This is a genomic window from Pseudomonas sichuanensis, assembly GCF_024749065.1.
Taxonomy (GTDB): domain Bacteria; phylum Pseudomonadota; class Gammaproteobacteria; order Pseudomonadales; family Pseudomonadaceae; genus Aquipseudomonas; species Aquipseudomonas sichuanensis.
Genome location: NZ_CP087185.1, coordinates 5578384 through 5594388, shown reverse-complemented (window position 1 = coordinate 5594388; position 16005 = coordinate 5578384). Strand labels below are relative to the sequence as shown.

Sequence of the window (16005 nt, the reverse complement as noted above, 5' to 3'; positions counted from 1 at the left end):
AGCCGTTCGATGCCCACTCCACCTATCGCCAACTTCAATCTCAAGCATGCCTGCGCCAGGCAGTTCGCCGCTCGCCCCACGTTGCGCCAGGTTGCCAGTCAGCGAATCCTCACGCTACTGGTAGAGCAACTGCCTTGGCTCGCCAGCGTTCAGCCGGCGCTGACCGACGCGGCGCCGTTCATGCTCGACAGCCCGGATCCTGAAACCGCGTACTGGACGACGGCGCCACTGGTCGACGTGGTGCTGCACTCGTTGCTGAGCGGCACGAAGCTGGACCTGGAGCCGCTTGGCAAGCGTACCCATAACCTGGGGTTGAGCAGTCCCTATCGCTTTGCTGGCTCGCAGAGTGAATTCGATACTCGCTCGTTGATGGGGATGTCGGGCCCGCTCAACGATTTGGTGACGGCGTTGCCTGAGTACTTCTGTCAGGCGCAGATCGATTACTGGAATGGCGCGCCTTACGCGGCCCCCGATGGCTACGCTGTCAGTCGGCATTGCTGGATGCAGCAGGCGTTGCGTATGGCCCTGCTGGGCAATGTCGGTCAGCAACGGCTGACGGATGCAGCCAGGACCTGCGTCTACGAAATGCTGTCGGGTCGATTTGTCAGCATTCAGGCCCAGGCCATCGAAGTAGTCATGCGCAGTGCGCAGGCTGATCGCAGCGTCCTGCTCCCGGATTTGCTGGTGGCCCTTGAGCGCGATGAGGACAGGCTGCTGCTGTGGAGCCCACCCTCGGGCAAGGTGCGCGCCTATGCCGACGCGCAGGCCTTTGGCGAAGCCCTGCGGGACTTCATGGCCCGCGAACATCGCTTCGACAGCCTCACTTGGAACACCTACGCCCTGCAAGGCGATGCGTTCATGCAACAGTCGGCGTTGCTGCTTGGCTGGTTGCTGACTCGCCTGGACCACGTACGCTGGTCCAGGCTTGCCAGCGTTGAGCAGATGGAGGCGGTGTACTGGCAGTTGTCCGATCCGTCCGAAGTATTCTTCAACGAGTCGTACTTTTGCGATCCGGGTGTTGAGCTGGCAGTGCCTGACTGGCTGTCTGGCGCTACCTCCGAGGATCGTTTCGACTACCAGGCGGCCGTGCTGGATTTGGCTGTCGATCAGGCGCTGTCCGGCTCAGCCTCGTCCCGGGACGGTCTGCTCGACCTGCAGGCCTATGCCCGTCAACGCCTGCGCGAACAACTGCTGGCTGATTATCCGGTGGAGGCCAATTACTTTTCCGACGACTTACTGCTGACTGTGCGAGAAATTCACGGTGTGCCAGGTGGCGTGGGTGTCGGACCTGGCGATGGGGTCATCGTTACCCGCACCATGACCTTGACCGAGCTTGCCATCGGCAACCTGAGCGCGCTCGGACATTCGACCATCACTGCAATCAAGCATCGCACCGGCCAGGAGATCATGAGCTGGTTGACGCCCGGTTATCTCAAGGACCTCGTGGAAAAGGTGGATATCGGCGCTGGCTACCCGACCTATGTCCAGGCCACTTTGGATGATGCGCAAAAGCGCGACGAGCGGATCAGCTTGTTTGCTCGCGAGTGGCGCAACCGGCTGCTGTTCGATGCCCTGAGCTTGAGGATCGAAGGCGGGCTGAGCAAAGAAGCATGGCAGGCATTGGCGGAGTTCTGTCGGACCAACCGCGATCTCAAGGCCAACGTCGATATCGCTGCGCTGGCGTTCTCTGTCCCGGCCTTCAGGGCCCGCGACACGGTGAGTGGGATGTTTGTCATACGCCTGGCGCATCCTGCGGCGTGGCTGCTCTATCGGCCCCTTTATGGGCAAGACTCGCTGCGCCAGTTCAGCGACGCCACGGCGTTGATGGCAGCAATTGCCGACGAAGATGCGCTGCAGAGCACTGTGTTGACCTGGATGGAGACAGACGCCAGGGCGGTGTACCAGAACGGAGGTTTCAAACACCCCCATCTGCTCGGCGAGGCACTGGAAGGCGTTCTGGAGGTTGCGGTACCAGGGGGCTCGGCGGTAGTAGAAGGTACCTCCGAGCCGGCAAGGATCAAGTTCACGCCTTGGTTGGCAGACGTCGATACCCATCTGTTCGTCGCCGGCAAGCAGGTGCTCGTGACACTGGCCAAACGCGACTCGGTGTCGACGCGCGAGAGCCGCTGGGAGCGCCTGAAGGAAGGTGCCTGGTTGCTGTTCAATGTGGTGGCGCCAGTGCTGAAAGGGCCGGTGGCGATCGTGACGTGGTTGGCACTGGCGCTGGAATCGGTCGAGGAAGATGTAGCGGCATTGAAGCGCGGCAACGGTGCCGAGAAATCCCTGGCGATCCTGGACCTGGTGAGCAACCTTTCCATGATGTTATTGCATGGCGTTGTACCGAAGATCGAAGGCGCGAAGGATGAGCCAGAGGCCTTGGAGCCTATCGAGATGCTCGGCGGCGATGCGATTGGCGTGGCAGCGGCGGGGCCGGAGCCGGTGGAAAAAGGCCGGGTGTACCTCGGTGGCGCGCTTCAGGAATCCGAAAGCAGTGTTGTCGAAATCGTCAGCGGCTGGGGCTCTGGCCCGGTGGCGAGCAGTCAGGCATTGCAGCCGTTCGTCGCTAAGGTGGACCTGCATGGGGTGATGGAGGACAGCCACGGTTTTTACCGGGTGGATGGGCAGCGTTATGTCGAGTTGTACGGCGAGCGCTATCAGGTGCGCCTGGACAGGGATGAGGTACGTATCGTCGGCCCGGGCGGGCGCGAAGGCCCATACCTGTGGCGTGGGCTGTCGTGGACGGTTCGCAAGGGGCTCTTCGGTGGCATGCCTAAGAAGTCGCGGACGCTCGCTGCGAAACAGAAGGAATTTGAAAGGTTGGTGGAGCTGGAAAGTCAGAACACCAAGGCCAACAACGTTTTGAAGGCAGAGACGGCGGCACAGGGACAAAGAGCCCGCACCCTGGAAGAGCAGTTGAATACGCACAAGGCCGGACTGCTGTCGGTGCAGGTAAATGCCGAGGGCAAGTTCAGCCAGGAGCAGATCGGCAAGTTGAGCGATTTTCACCAGGCGCAAATTGCCCATAAGACCAGCGAGTTGCTTGACCTGCGCAAGCAGATGGCCATTCAGCGCGAGGCGTCCAGCGAATATGAGCGAAACAGTCTTAAGACGCTCGAGCAAATCAGCGAGCTACAGCGCCACCCTGGTATTGAGCGGCCGGTCAATTCACAGTTTCTGGAAGATAGCCGCCAGGACGGGCTGAAGGCATTGGCGGCCAACAGTTGGAACCTGTTCGAAGAGCTGCGCGAAGCCGTGGCGTATGAGCAGATCAAGAGCTTGATGTCGGCTTTGGATGGGCGTCGGATACACGAGGTGCTCGTGGAGTACCGTGCACTGCTCGGTCACCTGAAAAATGCGGTAAGCCTTCAGGAGCGTATGATCCAGGCCAGCCTCGATCTGGATTTCAGCTTGTCCCGTCTCGATCCGCAGACGCTCCTGTACGCCGCGCAAGAACCCTATACGGCTGCCAAAGTCGCCATGCTACGCAAACTCACCACAGAGCGCGTGCGTTTTCACCAGGCTTCGAACTACATCGACCTTGCGTTACCGATGGACAAGACCAAGCAGCTCGAGCGGCAGGCGCGCTACCGAAAACAGCTGGGTAGTGATGGCTTGCGCAGCGCTGCGAGCAGTCACGGCTTGCTGCCTTTGAGCAACCTGCCGGCAGCGCAGCGGATCGAAATCCTGCAAACCGCCTGGGATGAGTACTCCACTGCAATCGTCAATGGCCTCGATATTGGCAGAGAGGGGGGCGCAGGGCTTGAGCGCGGCATGCTGGATGGCTATATGCGGCAGTTGCAAGCCCTGAAGGACATGGCCAGCGAACAGCTGAGTGAAGCCATTGCCGAGCAGGATAGCGGCCAGTTGTCCACTCGGCGGCAGGCCTACGGCAGAAGTGCTGCACCCCAGCATGCCGTGCGCACCGTGGATGGCGAGCTGGTGATCGCAAGCGAGCAAAAGGACGGCGATGTCATCCGGCTGAAGGTGGACGAGCCGATTACCGGCGTGCGTCTGCACACTTTCGAAAAGAGAGGTGATGCCTGGGAGGAGGTTGTCGCCGAGGTGCCAGAGCCTTCGGGGGAGGGGGCTGTTGCCAGCGATGCCAGGATACAGGCCGAGGCGTTGCTGGCCGAGGACCAGCAGGTCGAGGTCAAGGCCAGGCATTACGTTGCAAGCGATGTGCGAGACAGCGAGCTGAAGAGGTTGCTGGACGAGCATGACAAAGCCCTGCGCGGTGCCAGCGCCGCACTGGCCAGGGTAGGCGAGGATGGCGCCAAGGCCGTGATGACGCGTTTGAGTGAGCGCATCGAGTATTGGACGGCACGACGCACGGCCTTGCTCACCGAACACTATCTGCAAACACGCTACCCAGGTGCGCGGGCGCTCGCGTTCCTGCACCGGCAAGGGCTGATCAAGGTGACGTACGAGGGGCCCCGACAGCGGATTGCCAACGGTACAGCCATGGACGAGTACAGCATCAAGCACTTGAGATACCCCGGGGACGTCCAGGGCGTACCGCTCTGGGCTGCGCACTTTCACTTCAGCGATCAGGCCGCTCCTGCCCATGAGTTCACCCGGGCACATCTGAAAACCTGGCAACAGCGCTTCTACGGTCGTGTCGAAGCCCTCGAGCTGGCCAGGCAAGGTGAGCGTATACACCGGGGACCGCTCACCTACGAGCAGGTGAAGGGCATCATCCCGTTCGCTTGATTGAGTGCTGGCAGGGGTCAGCGGTTATGGTAAAGCCCGTGCCCGCCATGGGCAGGCATGGCCTGGTTGCCACGTTCGGCGATCATCTGGCGCAGCGGGATCAGTTCGATACCCTGGCCCTTGAGCCGGGGTATCTCACGCTCCAGCACTTGCAGGGTTTGCGGGTAGGGGTGGCCGATCAGCACGGCGGAGCCCTGCTTGTGGGCCAGGGCCACGCCTTGCTGCAATTGAGCCGTGATCGCCTCGGGCGTGCGTACGTCGTCCAGGAATACATCCCGCGACACATGCGCCAGGCCGATGCGCTGGGCCTCGGCCGCCGCCACGGTGGCTGCGCTGGTGCGGCTGTCGACGAAGAACAGGTGGCGTTGCTGCAGTTCTCCCATCAGCCAGGCCATGGGTTCACGCTGGGCCGTCATGCGGCTGCCCATGTGGTTGTTGATGCCCGCTGCGTAAGGGACCTTGGCCAGGGCGGCTTGCAAGCGACTGGCCAGTTCCGGCAGTGGCGTACCGGGGTGCCAGGCATAGGGGCCGGTGGCCGGGTCCATGGGCATGTGCAGGATCACCGTCTTGCCGGCCTTGTGGGCCTGGCGGGCGAAGTCGCTGGCGTGAGGGGTGTCGGGCATGATCGCCATCGTGACCGGGCCAGAGAGGGCGAGGGTACGGCTGTCACGCTCGCTGCTCTGGCCCAGGTCGTCGATGATGATGCTCAGGTAGGCCTTGTTGGCTGGTGCCGCTTGCGCGACGCCGGCCAACAGGCAGCACAGCAGTAACAGCAGATAACGCATGGCCGCAGGTCAATCGCCCTTGGTGATGTTCAGGCCCTTGAGCAGGCTCAGCGCCTGGCTGAGCTGGAAGTCGTTGTCCTGCGGGCGCTCCTTGCGCTTGGCGCTGCCGGTCGGACGATCGGCGCCGCCGTTGCCGTTGCCCAGGTGGCCCTGCAGGTCGGCTTCCTTGAAGTTCTCGGTGTCGGTTTCGGCGGTGAGCTTGGCCGGGCGCACTTCGATGTCGGGGACGATGCCCTGGGCCTGGATCGAGCGGCCGTTGGGGGTGAAGTACAGCGCGGTGGTGAGCTTGAGCGCACGGTCGTTGGCCAGCGGCAGCACGGTCTGCACCGAGCCCTTGCCGAAGCTGTCGGTGCCCATCAGCACGGCGCGTTTCTGGTCCTGCAGGGCACCGGCGACGATCTCCGAAGCCGAGGCGCTGCCGCCGTTGATCAGTACCACCAGCGGTACGCCCTCGCTGGCGTCGGCCGGGTCGGCCGAGAAGCGCAGTTCGGAGTTGGCGATGCGGCCTTTGGTGTAGACGATCAGGCCTTTGGTGAGAAAGTGGTCGGCCACTTCCACCGCGGCTTGCAGCACGCCGCCGGGGTTGTTGCGCAGGTCGAGCACCACGCCGCGCAGCTTCTTGCCGTTGTCCTTGCGCAGTTTGGCCAGGGCCTTGCCCACCTCTTCGCCAGTCTTGACCTGGAACTGGGTGATGCGGATATAGCCGTAGTCGTTCTCCAGCAACTGGCTCTTCACGCTCTTGACCTGAATCACCGCGCGGGTGAGGGTCACGTCGAACGGCGTGCCGCCGTCGCGCACCAGCGTGAGGACGATCTTCTCACCGACCTTGCCGCGCATCTTGTCGACGGCTTCGGTCATGGTCTGGCCACGGGTCGGGGCGCCGTTGATCTTGACGATCAGGTCACCGGCCTGCACGCCAGCGCGGGAGGCCGGGGTGTCGTCGATCGGCGAAACGACCTTGATGAAGCCGTCTTCCTGGCCGACTTCGATGCCCAGGCCACCGAATTCGCCGCTGGTGCTTTCCTGCAGCTCCTGGAAGTCTTCAGGGCCGAGGTAGGCCGAGTGCGGGTCGAGGTTGCTGAGCATGCCCTTGATGGCGTTTTCCAGCAGGGTCTTGTCGTCGACGGGCTCTACATACGCGGCCTTGATGCGGTCCATGACCTCGGCGAAGGTGCGCAGCTCCTCCAGCGGCAGTGGCGCCTTGGCGGTCACCTCGGTGGCCGGCACCGTGGCCGGCTTGGCGGCAACGGCAGGCTTGGCCGGCTCGGCGGCGAGCGCCAGGGGCGCGCCGATGACCAGGGCAATGGTCAGGGCCAGCTGGGTGAGGCGAGGCGAGTGCAGCATGTCGAACGAACTCCTGATCCTGTAGGCGCCCCTTGCGGGAGCATCGGCCCGGCGTTTTCACGCGCCGTGCCGTAAAAGTAGTCGGTGTTAGCCGCGGCACCATTGCGCAGGGTCGGTGGGCCGGCCCTGCTGGCGAATCGCGAAGTACAGACCGGCGCTGTCCTGGCCGCCGCTGTCGCCCACGGTAGAGATGGCTTCGCCGGCCTTGACGATGTCGCCGGCGCTCTTGAGCAGGCTCTGGTTGTGGCCGTACAGGCTCAGGTAACCATTGCCGTGGTCGAGAATGACCAGAAGCCCGGCGCCGCGCAACCAGTCGGCGAATACCACGCGCCCGCCGTGTACGGCGCGTACCTGGGTACCGGCGCTGGCGCTGATCATCACGCCGTCCCACTTGGCCCGGGCATCGCTGCCGCGCATGTCACCGAAGCGTGCCAGCAGTCGACCATTGACTGGCCATGGAAGTTTTCCCCGGGCTGCGGAAAATGCACCGCCGTAGTTGGCGCCGTCGCTGGAAACCACCGGACCAAGCGTGGTGCGGGCCTTTTTCGGGGGCTCTTCCGGTTCGGCTTGCTGGTTGCGGGCTGCGGCGGCCAGGGCCTGTTCCTTGCGGCGCTTTTCTTCTTCCTGCTTGGCGAGCAGGGCGCGCTGGCGCGCTTCTTCTGCCTCGCGGGCCTGGCGTGCGAGGGTCTCCTCGATGGTCTTGAGCACTTTGCCCAGGTCGGCCTGGTCCTGCTCGCGGGACTGCAGCTTCTGGTCGCGCTCTTTCATGTCGCTGTTGAGCTTGGCCAGTACCTGCTGGCGCTTGTCGCGTTCGCTGACCAGCGCCTGGCGGCGGCTGTCGAGGTCGGCGCGCTGAGTGAGCAGTTGCTCCTGCTGGCGGCCGATGTCCTGCTCGACATTGGCCAACTGGCGCAAGGTCTCGTTGAAGGTGCGCAGTTGCTCGGTGCGCGCCTTGCTCAGGTAGTCGTAGTAGGTGAGAGTGCGGGCGAATTTCTCGGGGTTCTGCTGGTTGAGCAGCAGCTTGAGGTATTCCTCGCGGCCGTTGTTCTGGTAGGCCGAACGGGCCTGGACGGCAATCAGGCGTTGTTGCTCAACGCGGGCGCTCTGGAGTTTTTTTTTCTCGTGATCAAGGCGCTCCAGCTCGCCCTCGGTCTTTTTTAGTTCTTGCTGCAGTGCCTCCACCTGTTTTTCCAGGTTGCCGATGTCGGTCTCGGTGGACTTGAGGTCTTTCTGCACGCCGGACTTCTCCTCCTGGAGCTTGCCCAGCATCTTCTTCAGCTCGGCAATGTCCTGGCGGGTGGCGTCCAGCTGTTGCTGGGTCTGTGCGCGCTCGTCGGCGAAGGCCGGGGCGAGCAGGCATGACAGGGCGAGTAGGAGCAGGGCGCGGAGCATGGGGTTGGGCGTACCAAGGATGGAGACTGGCCTAGTATGCCCGCGCGGGCTTGCAAAAAAAACGCCTCGCGGCATGTGCAGCGAGGCGTTTGTCTGGAATTCATCTGCATAGGCAGCGAATGCCCTTGTGGGAGCGGGCTTGCCCCGCGATCGCAATCGCGGGGCAAGCCCGCTCCCACAAGGTTTACAGATCGACCAGAATGCTCGTTCCGGTCATCTCTGCAGGCTTTTCCAATCCCAGCAGCTTGAGCATGGTTGGCGCCACGTCGGCCAGCACGCCGCCGTCACGCACCTTGACCTTGCGCTTGCCGACATAGATGAACGGCACTGGCTCGCTGGTATGGGCGGTGTGCGCCTGGCCGGTGCAGGCGTCTTCCATCTGCTCGACGTTGCCGTGGTCGGCGGTGATCAGCGCTTCGCCGTCGACCTTTGCCAGTGCCTCGACGATGCGGCCGACGCAGTTGTCCAGGGCCTCGACCGCCTTGACTGCTGCCTCGAACACGCCGGTGTGGCCGACCATGTCGCCGTTGGCGTAGTTGACCACGATCACGTCAAAACGCTGCTGCTCGATGGCTTCGACGATGCGGTCGGTCACCTCGGGGGCGTTCATTTCCGGCTGCAGGTCATAGGTGGCGACCTTCGGCGACGGGATCAGGATGCGCTCTTCGCCTTCGAACGGCTCTTCACGGCCACCGGAGAAGAAGAAGGTGACGTGGGCGTATTTCTCGGTTTCGGCGATGCGCAGTTGGGTCTTGCCGTTCTTCGCCAGGTACTCGCCGAGCACATTGTCCAGGCTGGATGGGGCAAAGGCCGCTGGCGCCGGGATTTTCGCCGAGTACTGGGTCAGGCCGATGTAGGCGGCCAGCTTTGGCAGGCGGGCGCGGGGGAATTCGTTGAAGTCAGGCTCGACGAACACTCGCGACAGCTCGCGGGCACGGTCGGCGCGGAAGTTCATGAAGATGACCGCGTCGCCATCCTCGACCTTGACCGCTTCGCCGATGCGCGTGGCCTTGACGAACTCGTCGCTCTCGTCACGGGCGTAGGCGGCCTCGAGGCCGGCCACGGCGCTGTCGGCGGTGTACTGGGCGGTGCTGTCGACGATCAGGTCGTAGGCGGCTTGTACGCGGTCCCAGCGGTTGTCGCGGTCCATCGCGTAGTAGCGGCCGATCAGGCTGGCGATACGGCCCTTGCCCAGCTTGGCAAAGGTGGCGTCGAGCAGTTCGATGGACGACTGGGCGCTGCGCGGCGGGGTGTCGCGGCCGTCGAGGAAGGCGTGCAGGTAGATCTTCTCGGCGCCACGCTGGGCGGCCAGTTCGGCCATGGCCACCAGGTGGTCCTGGTGGCTGTGCACGCCACCGTCGGAGAGCAGGCCGAGGATATGCACGGCCTTGCCGGCACCGACAGCCTTGTCCACCGCGCCGGTGAGCACCGGGTTTTCGAAGAACTCGCCGTCGCGGATGGCTTTGGTGACCCGGGTGAAGTCCTGGTACACCACGCGGCCGGCGCCGAGGTTCATGTGACCGACTTCAGAGTTGCCCATCTGCCCGTCGGGCAGGCCCACGTCCATGCCGGACCCCGAGATAAGACCGTGCGGCTGGGTGGCGCGCAGGCGGTCGTAGACCGGTGTGTTGGCGGCGAAGATGGCGTTGTATTCGGGGCTTTCGCTGTGTCCGAAGCCATCCAGGATAATCAGGACCAGGGGTTTAGGCGTACTCGTCATCAATCAAACTCACGGTTGTTCAAAGATGATAAAGACACGCATTTTAGGGCAAATCCGCCAGCGACGGCGAATATTCCTCCCCTTGTCCGACCAGCGCTGTCGGATATGCAACATGAAGCCGGTTTTGCCGGTGGCCCACCGGGCTTTGGTGGTCATGGGGGGCTGTGTATACTGGCCGCCATTTTCAATCGCCTGGAACACCCCCGATGGTTGCTCACCTGATTCAATTCGCGACAGATCACTTCATCCTGGTGGCGATCTTCGTCGTTCTGCTGGTCCTGCTGCTGATCAACGAAGTGCGTCGTGGTGGCCAGAGCCTGAGCAACGGCCAGCTGACCGCGCTGGTCAACGCCGACAAGGCGCTGGTCATCGATATTCGCCCTGCCAAGGAGTATTCCGCCGGGCACATCGTCGGTGCGGTGAGCATTCCGCAGGACAAGCTGGTCAGCCGCATGACCGAGCTGGAAAAACATAAAGAGAAGACCCTGATCGTCGTCGACGCGATGGGCCAGCAGTCCGGCACCATCTGCCGTGAGCTGCTCAAGGCTGGTTACACCGCGGCCAAGCTGAGCGGTGGCGTATCCAGCTGGAAAGCCGATAACCTGCCCCTGGTGAAGTGATATGAAGCCCGTCATCGTCTACTCCAGCGACTACTGCCCCTACTGCATGCGCGCCAAATACCTGCTCGAGAGCAAGGGCGTGGCGTTCGAAGAGATCAAGGTCGACGGCAAGCCGCAGCTGCGCGCCGAAATGAGCCAGAAGGCCGGCCGTACTTCGGTACCGCAGATCTGGATCGGCAGCACGCACGTCGGTGGATGCGATGACCTTTATGCCCTGGAGCGCGCGGGCAAGCTCGACGCGCTGCTGGCGGCCTGACTTTGCACTGCATTCGAAAACATTAGGATAAGGATCTGCCATGACTGACCAACAGACCAACGGCGCGGCTGCAGACAACAGCCCACAGTTCTCCCTGCAGCGCATTTACGTGCGCGATCTGTCGTTCGAGGCTCCGAAGAGCCCGCAGATCTTCCGCCAGCAGTGGGAGCCGAATGTCTCGCTGGACCTGAACACCCGCCAGAAAGCCCTGGAAGGCGACTTCCATGAAGTGGTGCTGACCCTGTCGGTGACCGTGAAGAACGGTGAAGAAGTGGCGTTCATCGCCGAAGTGCAGCAGGCCGGTATCTTCCTGATCGCAGGCCTCGACGCGGCCTCGATGAGCCACACCCTCGGCGCGTTCTGCCCGAACATCCTGTTCCCGTACGCCCGTGAGGCCCTGGACAGCCTGGTGACCCGTGGTTCGTTCCCGGCGCTGATGCTGTCGCCGGTCAACTTCGACGCCCTGTACGCGCAAGAAATGCAGCGCATGCAGGAAGCCGGTGAAGTGCCGACCGTGCAGTAATTGCAGCGGTCATGAAAAAAGCGCCTTTCGGGGCGCTTTTTTTGTGTTGGCAGTACCGGCCCTATCGCGGGGCAAGCCCGCTCCCACGGTACTCTGGCCTGCTTCTTGGGGGCAGCTCAATCCGTGGGAGCGGGCTTGCCCCGCGATAGGCCTGAACAGGCAATGCATCAACTCCCGGCAAAGCCGTTCTGCCGCCAGGCTTCATAAACGGTCACCGCCACGGTATTGGACAGGTTCAAGCTGCGGCACCCTGGGCGCATCGGCAAACGCAGGCGCTGCTCGGCCGGCAGGCTGTCCAGTACCTCGGTCGGCAGGCCTCGGCTCTCGGGGCCGAACAGGAAGGCATCGCCCGGCTGGTAGGCAACTTCGTGGAAGGGGTGCGAGCCTTTGGTGGTGAAGGCGAACAGCCGCGGGTTGCCCAGGCTTTCCAGGCATCCGGCCAGGCTTTCGTGGCGCTTGAGCGTGGCATACTCGTGGTAATCCAGCCCGGCGCGGCGCAGGCGCTTGTCGTCCAGTTCGAAGCTGATGGGTTCGATCAGGTGCAGGGCGCAGCCGCTGTTGGCGCACAGGCGGATGATATTGCCGGTATTCGGCGGAATTTCAGGTTGAAAAAGGATGACGTGAAACATGCACGGCTCCAAGCATGAAGATGACGGGCATTCTACCCCCGAACCCGATGTGCGTTCGAAGGCGTTCCCGAAGATGATCCTGTCGCTGGCCATCGTCGGGTTGATGGTGGGCCTGATGATCGGCCGCCTGACCGCCCCGGACGAGCGGGTGCTGCAGCAGGTCGAGGTGGTGCAGGATGGCCTGGACCTGTGGTTCAACGAAGAACCCCAGCTGCATGGCGAGAACGTTGAAGGCACCGTGGCGCTGGCGTTCCAGGCCGAGGGCAAGGCCCAGCGCGGCCAGTTGTTCTTGCAGGGCAAACCGGTGGCCTGGCGGGTGCAGAAGGGCAAGGAAGGCTTGCTGCTGACGCTGATTGCCGCGCGCCCCCTGCGAGGGGAATGGTCAGGTGCAGAGGACGACGGGCGCTGGAAGGTGCAGGTGAGGCTGCACGAATAAAAGAGGGGATGTCCCGGCCTGCCTGTACCGAGGTCCCCAAAGCAGGTTGCTGTGGCGAATAAAAGGGGGATTTCCCGGCCTGCCTGTACCAGGGTCCCCGAAACGGTGTTGCTGTTGCGAATAAAAGAGGGGCTTTCCCGGCCTGCCTGTACCGAGGACCCCGAAACTGGAGTTGCAGTACTCATTGCAGGGGGCGTGCCAGTTTTGAAATGCCCGGAAATACTGGGCTTCAGGGCGAATTGGCCGGGTTTCGAGGGGATTTGTGCCTTTATCGGGTGCGTCGGGCACAGGATCGGTGCAAATCGCGGGGCAAGCCCGCTCCCACGTTCAAGAACGCGATCTGCCGTGGGAGCGGGCTTGCCCCGCGATTGCAATCTCCCTCTAAACCCAGATCGCATCCCAGTGCGAGTAGTCTCCAACGCGGCTGACCAGCCCCGCCCTGACAGGGTTGGCAACTACGTACCTGGCAAAGCTTCGCAGGTCTTCTTCGCGTCTGAGTGCTCGGTCGTGATAGCCGGCTTGCCATAGCTGCCCGTTGAGCTTGCCCATTTTGTACAGCGAGCAACGGCTGCGTGATTTGAAGCGACGCATGACAGTGCAAAGGGTGTCGTCTCTGAGTTGGATCAGCCAGTGCACGTGATCGGGCATGATCACCCATGCAAGGCTCAGGACCGAGCCTTCGGCCTCAGCCTGCGCGAAAGTAGCTGGGAGGCAGCGAGCCGCTTGAAAGTCGCGGAACAGGGGTAGCCGGTCCTTGGTGGTGCTGGTCAGCAGATAGGCCCGACCAGGCTCAGAGACTCGACCGCGACGCAGTCGATGGGAGGCAGGACTTTCCATGTCGTATTCCTCGATAAGGGAAAACAACAAGTTAGTTAGGCAGGATCAGGCGCGCCCAAGGCAATGGGCACATCATGTTTCAGGGCTGAAGCCATCGCGGGGCAAGCCCGCTCCCACGCGATGGCATGCTGCATCAGAACTCAGTGATCGTCGCCGTCATCATCCTCGGCGCCATCGACCTTCATCCCCAACTCCTTGATCTTGCGCGTCAGGGTGTTGCGCCCCCAGCCCAGCAGTACCGCTGCATCGCGGCGCCGCCCGGCGGTGTGCTTGAGCGCGGTCTCGATCATGATTCGCTCGAAGCTGGGCACGGCGCTGTCCAGCAGGCTCGACTGGCCACGGGCCAAGGCCTGGTCGGCCCACTGGCGCAGGGCCTGCTCCCAGTTGGTCACTGGCGCTGCGTCCTGTGGCAGGTTGAGCAACTCCGGTGGCAGGTCGCCGATCAGCACCTCGCGGCTGGAGGCCATCACGGTGATCCAGCGGCAGGTGTTTTCCAGCTGGCGGACGTTGCCCGGCCACGGCAGGTTGCGGATGAACTCTTCGGTTTCCGGCTTGAGCAGCTTGGGCTCGACCGCCAGCTCCTGGGCGGCGCGGCCGAGGAAGTGGCGGGCCAGGGTCGGGATGTCTTCGCGACGGTCGGACAGGCGCGGGATATGGATGCGGATCACGTTGAGGCGGTGGAACAGGTCTTCGCGGAACTTGCCGGCCTGCACCAGGGTTTCCAGGTTCTGGTGGGTCGCGGCGATGATGCGCACATCGACCTTCACCGGCACGTGGCCGCCGACCCGGTAGAACTCGCCGTCGGCCAACACGCGCAGCAGGCGGGTCTGGGTGTCGGCGGGCATATCGCCGATTTCGTCGAGGAACAGCGTGCCGCCGTCGGCCTGCTCGAAGCGGCCGCGGCGCAGGTTGGCGGCGCCGGTGAACGCGCCTTTTTCATGGCCGAACAGCTCGGACTCCATCAGGTCCTTGGGGATTGCCGCCATGTTCAGGGCGATGAACGGCGCAGCCGCGCGCGGGCTGTGGCGGTGCAGGGCATGGGCCACCAGCTCTTTGCCGGTACCCGACTCGCCGTTGATCAGCACGGTGATGTTGGAGTGGCTCAGGCGGCCGATGGCGCGGAACACCTCCTGCATCGCCGGTGCTTCACCGATGATCTCGGGGGTGCGGGCCAGTGTTTGGGGCACCTCCAGCGCTTGCTGTTCCTGAGCGTGCTGGTTGGCGCGCTTGACCAGCGACACCGCTTCGTCCACGTCGAACGGCTTGGGCAGGTACTCGAAGGCACCGCCCTGGTATGAGGCAACGGCACTGTCCAGGTCGGAGTGCGCGGTCATGATGATGACCGGCAGGCCCGGGTGCTGGTCGCGAATCTGTGCCAGCAGGTCGAGGCCGCTGGCACCGGGCATGCGGATATCGGAAATGATCACATCAGGCTGCTGGCGTGCCAGGCGGCCCATCACGCCGTCGGCGCTGTCGAAGCTCTGGGTGGTCATGCCCTCCTGCTGCAGGGCCTTCTCCAGGACCCAGCGGATGGAGCGATCATCATCGACGATCCAGACAGTTTCACTTCGGCTCATGAGGCGGTGGCTCCTTGTTCCAGGGGCAGGTAGATCGAGAAGGCGGTGTGGCCGGGGTGGCTTTCACACTCGATCAGGCCCTGGTGCTGGCTGATGATGTTCTGGGTAATGGCAAGGCCGAGCCCGGTACCGTCCGGGCGGCCGCTGACCATGGGGTAGAAGAGGGTGTCCTGCAGCTCTGCGGGGATGCCCGGGCCGTTGTCGACGATCTCGACCCGGGCCACCAGGCGATGACGCACGTGGGCGATGGTGAACTGGCGCACGGCGCGGCTGCGCAGGGTGATGCGGCCCAGGCGCAGTTCGTTCTGCCCGCCGATGGCCTGCATGGCATTGCGCACGATGTTGAGCACGGCCTGGATCATCTGCTCGCGGTCGATCAGCACGTCCGGCAGGCTCGGGTCGTAGTCGCGCACCAGGGTGATGCCGCCCTGGCTTTCCGCCTCCACCAGGCTGCACACGCGCTCCAGCACTTCGTGGATGTTGGTCATCGACAGCGACGGCAGCTTGTTCGAGCCGAGCATGCGGTCAACCAGGTTACGCAGCCGGTCGGCCTCTTCGATGATCACGTTGGTGTAGTCGCGCAGGCCATCGTTGGGCAATTCGCGGGCCAGCAACTGCGCGGCGCCGCGAATGCCGCCCAGCGGGTTCTTGATTTCGTGGGCCAGGCCGCGCACCAGCATCTTGGTGGTTTCCTGCTTGCTCAGCTGGGCCTCTTCCTTGGTGATGCGCAGCAGGCGGTCCCGCGGGTGCACTTCGAGCAGCAGCAGGGTATTGCCCTGGTGCAGGATTGGCGTGACGGCGTAGTCGACGGTGATGCTCTGGCCGGTCAGCGAGGTCAGTTGGGCTTCGCGCTTGGTGAACGGATGCGCCTGCTCCACCGCCTGGCGCAGCGAGTTGAGTGCCTCGGTCGATTCGGTGAACAGCTCGCTGATGAACTGCCCATGGCTGCGCTGGCCACTGACGGCCAGAAGCATTTCCGCCGCCGGGTTCATGTACTCAAGGCGCAGCTCGGCGTTGAGCAGGAGCGTGGCCGTGGTCAGGTTGTCCAGAAGCAGACGGTGCTGTGCATCGCTGATGGTCATAAGGCGTCGTTGACCTCTGTTGGCACTCTTTTGGCGCCCCGGCAAGGCCTGGGGCGCGCACGGATGACGTGCTGGATGCGATGAAAATGCAAGA

General features: G+C 63.3%; 13 protein-coding genes. 5 read left to right on the top strand and 8 right to left on the bottom strand.

Features of this window, described 5'->3' with window-relative positions:
• Positions 1 to 9: 9 nt before the first annotated feature.
• The gene (locus LOY51_RS25140; RefSeq protein WP_258643527.1) at positions 10 to 4710 is read left to right on the top strand and encodes a dermonecrotic toxin domain-containing protein; all 4701 of its coding nucleotides are present in this window, start codon (positions 10 to 12) and stop codon (positions 4708 to 4710) included.
• A 17-nt stretch (positions 4711 to 4727) separates the two neighbouring features.
• Here the strand turns inward: LOY51_RS25140 and LOY51_RS25135 are convergent, their stop codons facing one another.
• From LOY51_RS25135 to gpmI, 4 genes are all read right to left on the bottom strand, one after another.
• Complete coding sequence (locus LOY51_RS25135; protein ID WP_125465878.1) at positions 4728 to 5495, bottom strand: divergent polysaccharide deacetylase family protein; 768 nt, start codon at positions 5493 to 5495, stop codon at positions 4728 to 4730.
• 9 nt (positions 5496 to 5504) lie between these two features.
• Complete coding sequence (locus LOY51_RS25130; RefSeq protein WP_125465877.1) at positions 5505 to 6839, bottom strand: S41 family peptidase; 1335 nt, start codon at positions 6837 to 6839, stop codon at positions 5505 to 5507.
• Between the two features lie 87 nt (positions 6840 to 6926).
• Positions 6927 to 8231 (bottom strand): murein hydrolase activator EnvC family protein, encoded by a 1305-nt coding sequence (locus LOY51_RS25125; RefSeq protein WP_258643525.1) that lies wholly within the window; start codon positions 8229 to 8231, stop codon positions 6927 to 6929.
• A gap of 184 nt (positions 8232 to 8415) precedes the next feature.
• The gene (gene gpmI / locus LOY51_RS25120; protein WP_125860823.1) at positions 8416 to 9951 is read right to left on the bottom strand and encodes a 2,3-bisphosphoglycerate-independent phosphoglycerate mutase; all 1536 of its coding nucleotides are present in this window, start codon (positions 9949 to 9951) and stop codon (positions 8416 to 8418) included.
• A 206-nt stretch (positions 9952 to 10157) separates the two neighbouring features.
• Between gpmI and LOY51_RS25115 the strand changes: the two genes are divergently transcribed.
• The 3 genes from LOY51_RS25115 to secB are packed head-to-tail and all read left to right on the top strand — an operon-like array spanning position 10158 to position 11350.
• Positions 10158 to 10571 (top strand): rhodanese-like domain-containing protein, encoded by a 414-nt coding sequence (locus LOY51_RS25115; protein ID WP_125860821.1) that lies wholly within the window; start codon positions 10158 to 10160, stop codon positions 10569 to 10571.
• 1 nt (position 10572) lies between these two features.
• Positions 10573 to 10827 carry a glutaredoxin 3 gene (gene grxC, locus LOY51_RS25110; RefSeq protein ID WP_110995319.1) on the top strand — a complete coding sequence of 85 codons (255 nt, stop codon included), beginning with the start codon at positions 10573 to 10575 and terminating at the stop codon, positions 10825 to 10827.
• A gap of 40 nt (positions 10828 to 10867) precedes the next feature.
• Complete coding sequence (gene secB / locus LOY51_RS25105) at positions 10868 to 11350, top strand: protein-export chaperone SecB (protein ID WP_125465874.1); 483 nt, start codon at positions 10868 to 10870, stop codon at positions 11348 to 11350.
• Between the two features lie 167 nt (positions 11351 to 11517).
• Here the strand turns inward: secB and trmL are convergent, their stop codons facing one another.
• Complete coding sequence (trmL, locus tag LOY51_RS25100; protein ID WP_125860817.1) at positions 11518 to 11979, bottom strand: tRNA (uridine(34)/cytosine(34)/5-carboxymethylaminomethyluridine(34)-2'-O)-methyltransferase TrmL; 462 nt, start codon at positions 11977 to 11979, stop codon at positions 11518 to 11520.
• Between trmL and LOY51_RS25095 the strand changes: the two genes are divergently transcribed.
• Positions 11978 to 12415 carry a hypothetical protein gene (locus tag LOY51_RS25095; protein ID WP_258643521.1) on the top strand — a complete coding sequence of 146 codons (438 nt, stop codon included), beginning with the start codon at positions 11978 to 11980 and terminating at the stop codon, positions 12413 to 12415. The genes trmL and LOY51_RS25095 overlap by 2 nt on opposite strands.
• Before the next feature lie 381 nt (positions 12416 to 12796).
• Here LOY51_RS25095 and LOY51_RS25090 read toward each other — a convergent pair whose 3' ends face one another.
• The 3 genes from LOY51_RS25090 to glnL all read right to left on the bottom strand — a co-directional run bounded on the left by LOY51_RS25090 (position 12797) and on the right by glnL (position 15911).
• Entirely contained in the window at positions 12797 to 13252 is a 456-nt protein-coding gene (locus LOY51_RS25090) for an REP-associated tyrosine transposase (protein WP_258643520.1), read from the bottom strand.
• 140 nt (positions 13253 to 13392) lie between these two features.
• Entirely contained in the window at positions 13393 to 14829 is a 1437-nt protein-coding gene (gene ntrC / locus LOY51_RS25085) for a nitrogen regulation protein NR(I) (RefSeq protein ID WP_258643519.1), read from the bottom strand.
• Complete coding sequence (glnL, locus tag LOY51_RS25080) at positions 14826 to 15911, bottom strand: nitrogen regulation protein NR(II) (protein ID WP_125465871.1); 1086 nt, start codon at positions 15909 to 15911, stop codon at positions 14826 to 14828. The genes ntrC and glnL overlap by 4 nt, the downstream gene beginning before the upstream one ends.
• Between the last annotated feature and the right edge of the window lie 94 nt (positions 15912 to 16005).

What these genes read in the sequence shown, in the direction of transcription:
- glnL (WP_125465871.1), bottom strand. Translation starts at nt 15,911, where the DNA reads ATGACCATCAGCGATGCACAGCACCGTCTGCTTCTGGACAACCTGACC.
- gpmI (WP_125860823.1), bottom strand. Translation starts at nt 9,951, where the DNA reads ATGACGAGTACGCCTAAACCCCTGGTCCTGATTATCCTGGATGGCTTC.
- LOY51_RS25090 (WP_258643520.1), bottom strand. Translation starts at nt 13,252, where the DNA reads ATGGAAAGTCCTGCCTCCCATCGACTGCGTCGCGGTCGAGTCTCTGAG.
- LOY51_RS25095 (WP_258643521.1), top strand. Translation starts at nt 11,978, where the DNA reads ATGCACGGCTCCAAGCATGAAGATGACGGGCATTCTACCCCCGAACCC.
- LOY51_RS25140 (WP_258643527.1), top strand. Translation starts at nt 10, where the DNA reads ATGCCCACTCCACCTATCGCCAACTTCAATCTCAAGCATGCCTGCGCC.
- LOY51_RS25125 (WP_258643525.1), bottom strand. Translation starts at nt 8,231, where the DNA reads ATGCTCCGCGCCCTGCTCCTACTCGCCCTGTCATGCCTGCTCGCCCCG.
- LOY51_RS25135 (WP_125465878.1), bottom strand. Translation starts at nt 5,495, where the DNA reads ATGCGTTATCTGCTGTTACTGCTGTGCTGCCTGTTGGCCGGCGTCGCG.
- grxC (WP_110995319.1), top strand. Translation starts at nt 10,573, where the DNA reads ATGAAGCCCGTCATCGTCTACTCCAGCGACTACTGCCCCTACTGCATG.
- ntrC (WP_258643519.1), bottom strand. Translation starts at nt 14,829, where the DNA reads ATGAGCCGAAGTGAAACTGTCTGGATCGTCGATGATGATCGCTCCATC.
- LOY51_RS25115 (WP_125860821.1), top strand. Translation starts at nt 10,158, where the DNA reads ATGGTTGCTCACCTGATTCAATTCGCGACAGATCACTTCATCCTGGTG.
- LOY51_RS25130 (WP_125465877.1), bottom strand. Translation starts at nt 6,839, where the DNA reads ATGCTGCACTCGCCTCGCCTCACCCAGCTGGCCCTGACCATTGCCCTG.
- secB (WP_125465874.1), top strand. Translation starts at nt 10,868, where the DNA reads ATGACTGACCAACAGACCAACGGCGCGGCTGCAGACAACAGCCCACAG.
- trmL (WP_125860817.1), bottom strand. Translation starts at nt 11,979, where the DNA reads ATGTTTCACGTCATCCTTTTTCAACCTGAAATTCCGCCGAATACCGGC.